This window comes from Streptococcus sp. SK643 (genome assembly GCF_000259505.1).
Classification (GTDB): Bacteria; Bacillota; Bacilli; order Lactobacillales; family Streptococcaceae; genus Streptococcus.
Genome location: NZ_AJMM01000006.1, coordinates 188895 through 201821, shown reverse-complemented (window position 1 = coordinate 201821; position 12927 = coordinate 188895). Strand labels below are relative to the sequence as shown.

General features: G+C 42.5%; 8 protein-coding genes. All 8 read right to left on the bottom strand.

The window, feature by feature from the left end; all coding sequences use genetic code 11:
* Positions 1–53: 53 nt before the first annotated feature.
* The 8 genes from recA to rpoB all read right to left on the bottom strand — a co-directional run bounded on the left by recA (position 54) and on the right by rpoB (position 12882).
* Complete coding sequence (recA, locus tag HMPREF1117_RS04220) at positions 54–1202, bottom strand: recombinase RecA (RefSeq protein WP_001085443.1); 1149 nt, start codon at positions 1200–1202, stop codon at positions 54–56.
* A gap of 54 nt (positions 1203–1256) precedes the next feature.
* Positions 1257–2513, bottom strand: coding sequence for a competence/damage-inducible protein A (locus tag HMPREF1117_RS04215; RefSeq protein WP_000642681.1), 1257 nt, complete (start codon positions 2511–2513; stop codon positions 1257–1259).
* Between the two features lie 76 nt (positions 2514–2589).
* Positions 2590–3642 (bottom strand): glycopolymer--peptidoglycan transferase LytR, encoded by a 1053-nt coding sequence (gene lytR, locus HMPREF1117_RS04210; RefSeq protein ID WP_000239263.1) that lies wholly within the window; start codon positions 3640–3642, stop codon positions 2590–2592.
* 7 nt (positions 3643–3649) lie between these two features.
* A complete protein-coding gene (locus HMPREF1117_RS04205) occupies positions 3650–4168 on the bottom strand; it encodes a GNAT family N-acetyltransferase (RefSeq protein ID WP_000455527.1) in 519 nt (172 codons plus the stop codon).
* Entirely contained in the window at positions 4158–4601 is a 444-nt protein-coding gene (gene tsaE / locus HMPREF1117_RS04200) for a tRNA (adenosine(37)-N6)-threonylcarbamoyltransferase complex ATPase subunit type 1 TsaE (protein WP_000288223.1), read from the bottom strand. The genes HMPREF1117_RS04205 and tsaE overlap by 11 nt, the downstream gene beginning before the upstream one ends.
* A gap of 279 nt (positions 4602–4880) precedes the next feature.
* Positions 4881–5300: a nucleoside-diphosphate kinase gene (ndk, locus tag HMPREF1117_RS04195; RefSeq protein ID WP_000438292.1), complete on the bottom strand. Its 420-nt coding sequence runs from the start codon at positions 5298–5300 to the stop codon at positions 4881–4883.
* A 260-nt stretch (positions 5301–5560) separates the two neighbouring features.
* Positions 5561–9238 (bottom strand): DNA-directed RNA polymerase subunit beta', encoded by a 3678-nt coding sequence (gene rpoC, locus HMPREF1117_RS04190; protein ID WP_000228744.1) that lies wholly within the window; start codon positions 9236–9238, stop codon positions 5561–5563.
* 38 nt (positions 9239–9276) lie between these two features.
* Positions 9277–12882 carry a DNA-directed RNA polymerase subunit beta gene (rpoB, locus tag HMPREF1117_RS04185; protein WP_000907156.1) on the bottom strand — a complete coding sequence of 1202 codons (3606 nt, stop codon included), beginning with the start codon at positions 12880–12882 and terminating at the stop codon, positions 9277–9279.
* Positions 12883–12927 lie beyond the last annotated feature (45 nt).

The following is a 12927-nucleotide window of genomic DNA, read 5'->3' as shown; positions in this document are numbered from 1 at the left end:
ATAGCAAGGCAAGCATAGAAAAAGTAGTGAATTTCCTCCACTACTTATTAGCATTATTCTTCAATTTCGATTTCAAGTTCATCACCAAGGTCAAGAGTTACTTCTTGGTTTGGAGTGCTATCTTCAACTAGGGAAACGTCATCAGAACCCTCTTCATCCTCAATCAAACCAAACTGAACACGAACTTGGTGGTCAATGGCATCAAAGACTTCTGGATGATCTGCCAAATATTTCTTAGCATTTTCAGATCCTTGCCCGATTTTTTCATCCTTGTAAGAGTACCAAGCTCCTGCTTTCTGGATGATATCCAAGTCGCTTGCGATCTTCAAGAGTTCACCAGTCTTCGAAATTCCTTCTCCGTACATGATTTCAACAAAGGCTTCCTTAAATGGCGGAGCTACTTTATTTTTCACGACTTTAATCTTAGTTTCCTTACCAACGTTGGTATCTTTTTGGTCACCAGTTCCCTTGATCTGTGTACTTCCACGAACATCCAAACGGACAGATGCATAGAATTTCAAAGCACGTCCACCAGGAGTTGTTTCTGGATTTCCAAACATGACTCCAACTTTTTCACGCAATTGGTTGATAAAGATAGCAATGGTCTTAGTCTTATTGATAGAAGCTCCTAGTTTACGCATAGCTTGGCTCATCATACGGGCCTGTAGACCAACGTGACTATCTCCGATATCTCCATCGATTTCTGCACGAGGTACAAGAGCTGCAACAGAGTCAATTACAACAAGATCAACCGCACCAGAGTCAATCAATTTTCCTGCAATTTCAAGACCTTGCTCTCCTGAGTCTGGTTGCGACAAGAGCAATTCGTCAATATTGACACCAAGGGCCGCAGCATAAGCTGGATCAAGGGCATGTTCCGCATCGATAAAGGCTGCAATACCGCCTTCTTTTTGTGCTTGCGCAACTGCATGAAGGGCAACCGTTGTCTTACCAGATGACTCTGGTCCGTAGATTTCAATGATACGTCCCTTAGGATAACCACCTGAACCAAGGGCAATGTCAAGAGCCAAAGAACCTGAACTCATCACTTGAACCTTTTGCTCCGCACGTTCACCCAAACGCATGATTGAACCCTTACCAAAGTCTTTCTCAATCAATTTAAGAGCGTCATTCAAGGCTTTTTCACGATCAGCCCCAAATTTTTTTGAAATTTCATCTAATTTTTTTGGTTTTTTCGCCATTCTATTCTCCTACATTCTAATGGTCTTGCGACCTATCTACTATTATATCAAAAGTTAGTCACTTAATAAAGCCTTGCGAACTAGGTTAAAGGCATGCATAACCGCAATATGACGTACATCTGATCGGCTTCTTCCTGCAATATTAGCCTTAATAACCTCGGTTCCTTTTTTATAGGCTAAACCAATAAAGACTGTTCCAGCTGGATGACCTTCTAAACTATCTGGTCCAGCAACACCTGTCAAGCTCACTCCGTAGTCAGACTGTGTCTTGAACCGTGCTTGCTCCGCCATTTCTTTAGCAGTATACTCAGAAACAACCCCATGTTTTTGCAACTCTTGCTCGGAGATGTCCAGCATCTTAGACTTTTCTTCCAGACTATAGGTCACAAAACCACCATTAAAGATAGCGGAAACTCCTGAAAAGTCCGCTAAAGTAGCCTGAAAAAGCCCTCCTGTCAAACTCTCGGCAGCTGTGATGGTTTTATTTCTCTTTTTAAGTTCCTCAACGACGATACTTGCCAAGCTAGCTTCTTCCCCATAGCCATAACAAATTTCTCCTAAAGAGATCCCTTCAAAAGTCTGGCGTTCAAGAATTTGTGCTTCTAAAGCATCTAAAGCTTGATCGGCCTTTTCTTGACTAATAGCTTTCGTAGATAAGCGCAGTGTCACTTCACCCGTCTTAGCATAAGGTGCCAAGGTCGGATCTGTTTGCCGATCAATCAAATCAGATAAAATCGTCACCAACTGACTCTCTCCAATTCCAAAAAATCGAAGAACACGGGAGTAAAGCTTTCTACCTGTCATCAACTTAGGTAGAAGTTGGTTTAAGACCATGGGTTTCAATTCACTTGGTGGACCTGGAAGGACAACGTAGGTCACTCCATCGACTTCCAATATTCCTCCCACAGCCAGTCCTGTTTCATTCGGTAGTGGAGTCGCTCCTTCTACAAGTTGAGCTTGTCTTTCGTTATTTGGTGTTCGGGCATAGTCTGGTCTCTGGGCAAAAAAGATATCCAACTTCTCCTGAGCCTGAGGATCGAAGACTAATTCTTTCCCTAAAAATTTAGCCAGAGTTTGTTTGGTCAAATCGTCCTCAGTTGGCCCCAAACCGCCTGTCAAAATCACCAGACTGCTGCGTTGACTGGCAATCTCAAGCAAGGACAAGAGACGAGCTTCATTGTCTCCTACAGCCGTCTGAAAATATACGTCTACCCCAATCTCTGCTAGTTTTTCCGATAAAAACTGGGCATTGGTATTAACAATCTGTCCTGTCAAAATCTCTGTTCCAACAGCAATGATTTCTGCTTTCATGTTTCCTCCTAACTTTTTATTCGTATTTTTTTGAAAAAATCGCAGGAAATTTCCCACGATTTAACTATAAAATAAATTATTCTACATTTCCTTGGTCGATAGTGTTAGAAACAGGTCCGGTTCCTGATCCTCCATTTTGACTTCCATAAATAGTCTCATATAAAACTGCATTGGTTTCTAACTCTGTCACCTTAGGTTTATCAAGTGAGGTTCTCAATAAATTTTGCATTTCTAATAAATGGCTAGTAGTTACAATTTGATACGAAATTCCTTGTAAATTAGCATCTTCACCTTGTAATTGGTGCGTTTCTATCGTTTTAAAGGAATCTCTATAACCCAACAAGCTTGGAATACTTTTAGAAGACAAGTCAATATTGGTCTGCATATTCGTACTTAGTGCTTTTAAGATTGATTGATAATGACTAACACTATTCAAACTGAGTACTTTTTCCACTACTTTTTGAATAACTTCCCGTTGTCTCTTTTGGCGACCGTAATCCCCTTCCGGATCTTGATAACGCATCCGTGAATACACAAGAGCTTCTTCTCCATTTAGAGTTTGCTCTCCAACGCCTATTGAAATCTTATTAAACTCCTCTTGGTCAGTAATTGAAATTGGGAAGCCCAAGGTATTATTAACTGTAATACCCCCAACCGCATCCACTAATTGTTGGAGCCCTTGCATATTAACCATCACATAACGATCTATATGAATATTCATCATTTTTTGAATGGTCGAAATAGCTAATTCAGCCCCACCACCTGCATAGGCAGCATTTAGTTTCGCTTCTGCAACTTGACCGTCCTGATGCTGAATCTTCGTTAAGATATCACGCTCTAAACTTAACATAGTCGTTTTCTTTGTACGTGGATTAACAGTTAACAATATCATTGAATCACTATTGCCTTCCCAAGGATCAGTCCGTTCAACATTCCCTGTATCCACTCCCATCAAAAGAATCGTCAATGGCTCAGTAGCCTCAATTACATTTGTTTCCTCACCAATTTTTTTATAGGTTTTTGACAAGGCATCCGTTCCTTGTTGGTAGATGGTATAAGCAAATGCACCTATACCCAAAATCGTCACAGCTAAAAAAGCTAGTACCATCCCAATAATTTTTTTAACCATATATTTACTAATCTATCAGTCTACCCATAAGATAAACATCAATAAATTTCCCTTCTTCAATGTAAGCACCGCGCTCTTGCTTTCCTTCAATCATAAAACCATGCTTCTGGTAAAGATGAACAGCAGCCTGATTTCTGGTTTGAACTGTCAACTGCAAACGACGGATAAAACCACTTGCTTGTGCCCACTCAATCGTTTCTTCAAGTAAAATACTTCCCAGACCTTGATTCCAATATTTTTTTGCAATCACAATAAAGAGATCTCCAATATGACGAACTCTCTTGCGTTGATCAGCTGTAATATTTACAAGACCTGCAATTTCTCCATCGAGTAAGGCTAGCAAGGTTATCTGATTGTCAGAAGTAGCTTGCTTCTCAAGGAAGATCCCCATTTCACTATTTGTGAGTAATATTCCATCTTTATCTAAACTTGTGAAGTCTGTTTCTAAACTCACGCGATTTAAAAATGCTACTAAATCAGTCGCATCAGTAGGATCAGCTTCTCTAATCAGTAATTCATACTCCATCTTGAAGCCCCTCTACCAATTGATTCGCTCTTAAGCCCTTTGGTTTAAAGTTTAAGAATCGGCCAGTTGTTTCTTTTAGAATTTCTAACTCTAAATAATTATCAGGTAAATCTTGGCCCAAGAGATTTCCCCACTCAATGACAGTCACTCCACCACCAAAGAGAAATTCATCCAAATCAATCGAGTCTGCATCTCCCTCGATACGATAAACGTCCAAATGATAGAGTGGAAGTCGTCCCTCGTACTCTCTAACAATAGTATAAGTTGGACTTTTAATCATCTGATTAATCTCTAAACCTTTAGCAAGACCCTTTGTAAAAGTCGTTTTACCTGCCCCAAGTTCACCCGTCAAAATAAGAACATCATTTTTTTCTAACAAGGTTCCTAGTTTTTCCCCTAGAGCTAAAAGATCATCTTCATTTTTAGTGTACATAAGATTATTATACCAAAAAGTTTTCTTTTGTGTGAATTTTCTTTACAATTCACTATTATAAATTTGCATAATCATTTTCATTTTTTATCACCTAAAAAGCATTCAAACATACAAACAAGAAAAAGAACATCTCTTTTTGAATGAATCTTTAAAAAAGAAAAGCAAGATTCAGAACACCAATATAAATCACAATCGAAAAAGACTAATTGAGTTTTATCACGAATACTTCTCAAATAACAAAAATAGTTCTGCTATAAACAAAGCCGTTTTTTTACTATCTTATCCCTCGAACCAAATAGCAATTTCTCGCTTAGCTGACTCTTCTGAATCTGAACCATGTACAACATTTTGGATAACCTCATTTTCTCCAGCAGCTTTTGCAAAATCACCTCGAATAGTTCCTGGTAAAGCTTCTTCTGGACGAGTTGCACCCATCATGGTCCGCCAAGTTTCGATTACCTTGGGACCAGAAATGATACCCGCAAGAATCGGTCCTGAAGTCATAAATTCACGAATCGGTGGGTAAAAACTTTGGCCAACCAAGTTCTGATAGTGCTGGTCAATCAACTCTTCTGAAAGCTGTGAACGCAACTCCAATTTTTCGATTGTAAATCCACGTTGTTCGATGCGTTTCAACACCTCACCCACTAATCCTCTTTTTACACCATCTGGCTTAATGATAAAAAATGTTTGTTCCATACTCGTCTCCTTTGTCAGCTTCTTTCTTTTATACTCTTCGAAAATCAAATTCAAACCACGTCAACGTCGCCTTGTCGTATATATGTGACTGACTTCGTCAGTTCTATCTACAACCTCAAAGCAGTGCTTTGAGCAACCTGCGGATAGTTTCCTAGTTTGCTCTTTGATTTTCATTGAGTATTATTTTACCACATTTCATGGAAAAATGTAGAAAGTTTTCAGAAAAGAGAAAGAGAACCCGAAGGCTCTCTCATTCTCTTTTATTCTACTGTTTCTTCCACAGTTTCAACGGCAGTATCTACAACTACTTCTGTTGCTTCTTCGTTTCCTTCTTCCTCTACTGAAGGATTAAGGTATTCTTCTTCGTTGATAGCATGTGGTTCAAGGTTACGGTAACGAGCCATACCAGTACCTGCCGGGATGATCTTACCGATGATAACATTTTCTTTAAGTCCAAGAAGATGGTCTTTCTTACCGCGGATAGCCGCGTCAGTAAGGACACGAGTTGTTTCCTGGAAGGAAGCCGCTGACAAGAAACTATTCGTTTCAAGTGAGGCTTTGGTAATTCCCATAAGGACTGGACGACCTGTCGCTGGAACACCACCTGCGATAAGGACATCTTTGTTGGCATCTGTAAAGTCATTGATATCCATGAGGGTACCCATGAGAAGGTCTGTATCTCCTGGATCCATGACACGTACTTTACGAATCATTTGACGAACCATTACCTCGATGTGTTTGTCACCGATTTCTACCCCTTGGCTACGGTAAACTTTTTGTACTTCACCAAGAAGGTAAGTTTCAACTGACAAGACATCGCGAACTGCAAGGAGACGTTTTGGCTGGATAGAACCTTCTGTAAGAGCAGCACCACGCGCTACTTGGTCCCCAACTTCAACACGCATACGAGCGGTAAATGGAACAACATATTCACCTTCGCCAGTTTCACCCTTAACAAAGACTTTCTTGGTACGAGTTGATGCATCTTCTTCGATAGCGATAACTTGTCCTTTAACCTCTGTGATAACCGCTTCCCCTTTAGGATTGCGGGCTTCAAAGATTTCTTGGACACGAGGAAGACCCTGAGTGATATCAGTATTTGAGGCAACCCCACCCGTGTGGAAGGTACGCATTGTAAGCTGGGTACCAGGTTCGCCGATAGATTGGGCAGCGATTGTTCCAACCGCTTCACCAACTTCAACCGCATCACCAGTCGCCAAGTTGATACCATAACAGTGACGGCAAACACCATGACGAGTGTTACATGTAAATACGGAGCGGATAGTCACTTCTTCAACACCAGCATTAACAATTTCACGCGCCTTGTCTTCTGTAATCAACTCATTTGGACCGATAATCACTGCACCAGTTTCTGGATGTTTAACAGTTTTCTTAGTGTAACGACCGTTGAGACGCTCTTCGAGTGACTCGATCATTTCTTTTCCTTCTGCGATAGAACGGATCAAGAGACCACGGTCAGTTCCACAGTCGTCCTCACGGATGATAACGTCTTGGGCAACGTCAACCAAACGACGAGTCAAGTAACCTGAGTCGGCTGTCTTAAGGGCCGTATCGGTCATACCTTTACGCGCACCGTGAGTTGAGAAGAACATTTCGAGTACTGACAAACCTTCGCGGAAGTTTGAAAGGATTGGCAATTCCATGATACGTCCATTCGGAGCAGCCATCAGACCACGCATACCGGCAAGCTGTGAGAAGTTTGAGATATTACCACGGGCTCCAGAGTCCATCATCATAACGATTGGGTTCTTAGGATCTTGGTTGGCAATCAAGCGTTTCTCAAGTTTTTCACGGGCAGCACGCCATTCGGCTGTAACAGCATTGTAACGCTCGTCGTCTGTAATCATACCACGACGGAATTGTTTTGTGATTTGTTCTACACGTTTGTGTGATTCTTCAATGATTTCAGCCTTGTCATCAACGACTGGAATATCGGCAATACCCACTGTCAATCCTGCAAGAGTTGAGTGGTGGTAACCGAGGTTCTTCATACGGTCAAGTAGGGCAGAAGTTTCTGTTGTACGGAAACGTTTGAAGATTTCAGCGATGATATTCCCAAGGTTTTTCTTCTTGAATGGAGGGTTAAGCTCAAGATTGCTGATAGCTTCCTTGATATCTCCACCAAGTGGCAAGAAGTATTTAGCTGGAACGCCTTCTGTCAAGTTGGCATTGTTTGGTTCTTGCAAGTATGGTAGCCCCTCTGGCATGATGTCGTTGAAGAGGATTTTACCAACTGTTGTGAGCAAGACCTTATGTTTTTGCTCTTCTGTCCAAGGCTTGTTGAGGCTGTCTGTTGCGATACCAACACGTGAGTGGAGGTGAACATAACCATTACGGTAAGCCATAACCGCTTCGTCACGGTCTTTGAAGACCATTCCTTCACCTTCACGACCAGCTTCTTCCATAGTCAAGTAGTAGTTACCCAAAACCATGTCCTGAGACGGAGTAACAACTGGTTTACCATCTTTCGGGTTCAAGATGTGCTCAGCAGCTAGCATCAAGATACGAGCTTCTGCTTGGGCTTCTTCTGAAAGCGGTACGTGGATGGCCATTTGGTCCCCGTCAAAGTCGGCATTGTAGGCTTCACAGACAAGCGGGTGCAAGCGAAGGGCCTTACCATCAATCAAGACTGGCTCGAAGGCTTGGATACCCAAACGGTGAAGGGTCGGTGCGCGGTTAAGAAGTACTGGGTGTTCTTTGATCACTTCTTCAAGGATGTCCCAGATACGCTCATCTCCGCGTTCCACCAAGCGTTTAGCTGCTTTGACGTTTTGCACGATATCACGGGCAACGATTTCACGCATAACGAATGGTTTAAAGAGCTCGATAGCCATTTCACGTGGCACACCACATTGGTACATCTTAAGAGTTGGACCAACGGCGATAACCGAACGTCCTGAGAAGTCAACACGTTTACCGAGCAAGTTTTGACGGAAGCGTCCTTGTTTACCTTTAAGCATGTGGCTCAATGATTTCAGTGGACGACTACCTGGTCCTGTGATTGGACGACCACGACGACCATTGTCAATCAAAGCATCAACTGCTTCTTGAAGCATACGCTTCTCATTTTGAACGATGATACCTGGTGCATTCAACTCAAGCAAACGAGCCAAACGGTTGTTACGGTTGATAACACGGCGGTAAAGGTCATTCAAGTCAGATGAAGCAAAACGGCCACCATCCAACTGCAACATTGGACGAAGATCTGGTGGAATAACCGGAAGGATGTTGAGAATCATCCATTCAGGTTTGTTTCCAGACTTGTAAAAGGCATCCAAAACATCCAAACGACGGATGGCTTTAACACGTTTTTGTCCAGTAGCTGTTTTCAATTCTTCTTTGAGTTCAGCAATTTCTTTTTCAAGATCTACTTGTTTCAAAAGGTCTTGGATGGCTTCGGCACCCATCTTGGCAACGAATGATCCATAACCATACTCACGCAAGCGCTCACGGTATTCGCGCTCTGTCATGATAGACTTATGCTCAAGTGGTGTATCCTTAGGATCAATCACCACATAAGCCGCAAAGTAGATAACTTCCTCAAGGGCACGAGGACTCATATCAAGAGTCAAGCCCATACGACTTGGAATCCCCTTGAAGTACCAGATGTGAGATACAGGAGCTTTCAATTCGATATGTCCCATACGCTCACGGCGAACTTTCGTACGCGTTACTTCAACCCCACAACGGTCACAAACAATCCCTCTGTAACGAATGCGTTTGTACTTACCACAAGCACATTCCCAGTCTTTTGTAGGACCAAAGATAACTTCATCAAAGAGTCCTTCACGTTCTGGTTTCAAGGTACGGTAATTGATTGTTTCAGGTTTTTTGACTTCTCCATAAGACCATGAACGGACTTTACTTGGAGAAGCTAGGGTGATTTGCATACTTTTAAAACGATTTACATCAACCACTATTTCTTCCCTTTCTATTCTAAGTGAACTGCTTTTTCTTATTCAGCAGCTTCTTCTGTTGCTTCCGCTTTTGTTGCTTTCTCAGCTTCTTCAGCTTCAAAGGCTGCTTTAGCCTCTTGTGCTGCTTTTTCGCGGGCTTTTTCAAGGTCATCTACGTGGATGACATCTTCGTCCATTCCTTCATCCAAGTCACGAAGTTCCACTTCTTGATCATCTTCGTCAAGGACACGCATGTCAAGACCAAGAGATTGCAATTCTTTCACAAGAACTCGGAAGGATTCTGGAACACCTGGTTTTGGAATTGGTTTTCCTTTTGTAATAGCTTCATAAGCTTTCAAACGTCCGTTGATATCGTCAGACTTGTAAGTCAAGATTTCTTGAAGGACATTTGACGCACCGTAGGCTTCAAGAGCCCAAACCTCCATCTCACCGAAACGTTGTCCACCAAACTGAGCTTTACCTCCAAGTGGTTGTTGAGTAACGGTTGAGTAAGGCCCGACTGAACGCGCGTGCAATTTATCATCAACCATGTGGTGGAGTTTAATCATGTACATGACTCCGACAGAAACACGGTTATCAAATGGTTCACCAGTACGGCCATCGTAAAGGATCGTTTTGGCATCGCTATCCATACCAGCTTCTTTAACAGTTGACCAAAGATCTTCAGAACTTGCTCCGTCAAAGACTGGTGTAGCAATGTGAATACCAAGAGTACGAGCCGCCATACCAAGGTGGAGCTCCATAACCTGACCGATATTCATACGTGATGGCACCCCAAGTGGGTTCAACATGATGTCGACTGGAGTTCCGTCTGGAAGGTAAGGCATGTCTTCTACAGGAACGATACGAGAGACAACCCCTTTGTTTCCGTGACGTCCGGCCATCTTATCTCCGACCTTGATCTTACGTTTTTGAGCGATGTAGACGCGAACCAGCATGTTAACACCTGATTGCAACTCATCTCCATTTGCACGTGTAAAGATTTTAACATCACGAACGACACCATCGGCACCATGTGGTACACGAAGAGAAGTGTCACGCACTTCACGAGACTTATCTCCAAAGATAGCGTGCAAGAGACGTTCTTCAGCTGAAAGGTCTTTCTCACCCTTAGGTGTTACTTTACCTACAAGGATATCACCTTCTTTAACCTCAGCACCGATACGAATAATACCCATTTCGTCAAGGTCTTTAAGAGCGTCTTCCCCAACGTTTGGAATTTCACGAGTAATTTCTTCAGGTCCAAGCTTTGTATCGCGTGTTTCTGATTCGTATTCTTCAAGGTGAACAGATGTGTAGACATCATCTTTGACCAAGCGTTCGCTCATGATAACGGCATCCTCGAAGTTGTAACCTTCCCAAGTCATGTAGGCAACGATTGGGTTTTGTCCAAGCGCCATTTCTCCATTTTCCATAGAAGGTCCGTCAGCAATGAAATCGCCTTTTTCAACGATATCACCGACTTTAACAAGCGTACGTTGGTTGTAGGCAGTACCTGAGTTTGAACGACGGAATTTTTGGATGTGGTAAACGTCCAATGAACCATCTTCACGACGAACTTCTACCTTGTCAGCATCTGCGTAAGTAACTTTACCGTTATACTGAGCAATCACAGCCGCTCCAGAATCGTGGGCTGCTTGGTATTCCATACCAGTACCAACGTAAGGTGCTTTAGGATTAATCAATGGTACAGCCTGACGTTGCATGTTGGCTCCCATAAGGGCACGGTTGGAGTCATCGTTTTCCAAGAAAGGAATACATGCTGTCGCAACAGCAACTACCTGTTTTGGTGACACGTCCATGTAGTCAACAACATTAGCTGGATACTCTTGGTTGACCCCTTGGTGACGTCCCATGACAACTTTCTCAGCAAATGTTCCATCTTCATTCAGACGAGAATTAGCCTGTGCTACAGTAAATTCATCTTCTTCATCGGCTGTCAACCAAACGATTTCGTTTGTGACAACACCTGTTTCACGGTCAACCTTACGGTATGGTGTTTGAACAAAACCATATTTGTTCAAGTGTCCGTAAGATGACAAGTTATTAATCAAACCGATGTTAGGTCCTTCAGGCGTCTCGATTGGACACATACGGCCATAGTGAGTGTAGTGCACGTCACGTACTTCATATCCAGCGCGGTCACGTGTCAAACCACCAGGTCCTAAGGCTGACAAACGGCGTTTGTGAGACAACTCAGAAAGCGGATTGTGTTGGTCCATGAACTGTGACAACTGTGATGAACCAAAGAATTCTTTAACCGCAGCTGTTACAGGACGAATATTGATAATTTGTTGTGGTGTCAAGACTTCGTTATCTTGAACAGACATACGTTCACGGACATTACGTTCCATACGAGAAAGTCCAAGACGTACTTGGTTGGCAAGCAATTCACCAACCGCACGGATGCGACGGTTTCCAAGGTGGTCGATATCATCTACACGGCCAATTCCTTCAGCTAAGTTGAGGAAGTAACTCATCTCAGCAAGGATATCTGCAGGAGTGACAATACGAACCTTGTCATCTGGATTGGCATTACCAATGATAGTGACTACACGATCAGGATCAGTTGGTGCAACAACCTTGAATTTTTGAAGAACAACTGGCTCAGTCACAACGGCTGCATCGTTTGGAATGTAGACAATCTTGTTCAAATCGCCATCCAAATGACTTTCAATACTTTCAATGACGCTACGAGTCATAACAGTTCCAGCTTCTACTAAGATTTCTCCAGTTTCAGCATCTACCAATGGCTCAGCAATCGTTTGGTTGAGCAAACGTGTCTTAATATTGAGTTTTTTATTAATTTTATAACGACCAACAGCGGCTAGGTCATAGCGGCGTGGGTCAAAGAAGCGAGCCACAAGCAAGCTACGTGAGCTTTCAGCAGTCTTAGGCTCACCTGGACGAAGGCGCTCATAAATTTCTTTCAAGGCTTCGTCTGTACGAGAGTCCATTGGGTTCTTGTGGATATCTTTTTCAACAGTATTGCGAACCAATTCGCTATCACCAAAGATATCAAAGATTTCATCATCACCTGAAAAACCAAGGGCACGCACTAAGGTTGTAAATGGAATTTTACGAGTACGGTCGATACGAGTATAGGCGATATCTTTTGAGTCACTTTCAAGTTCCAACCAAGCCCCACGGTTAGGGATAACCGTTGAACCGTAGCCCACTTTACCGTTTTTATCAACTTTATCGTTAAAGTAAACACCTGGTGAGCGGACCAACTGAGATACGATGATACGTTCACCACCATTAATGATGAAAGTACCCATCTCTGTCATGATTGGGAAATCACCAAAGAAAACTTCTTGGGTCTTGATTTCGCCTGTTTCTTTATTGATCAAGCGGAAGGTTACAAAAATTGGCGCTGAGTAGCTAGCATCGTGGATACGAGCTTCTTCTAGCGTGTATTTAGGTTCTTTGATCTCATAGCCAACAAATTCCAACTCCATTGTGTCTGTGAAGTTTGAAATTGGCAATACATCTTCAAACACTTCCTTAAGACCATGGTCTAGGAAATCTTTGAATGAGTCAGTTTGAATTTCAATCAAATTTGGTAAGTCAAGAACTTCTTTGATTCTTGAAAAACTACGACGGGTACGATGTTTCCCGTATTGAACGTCATGTCCTGCCAAGATGATTCTCCTTTGTAAATAAGTTCCAAGCCTTGTCAATCAGGC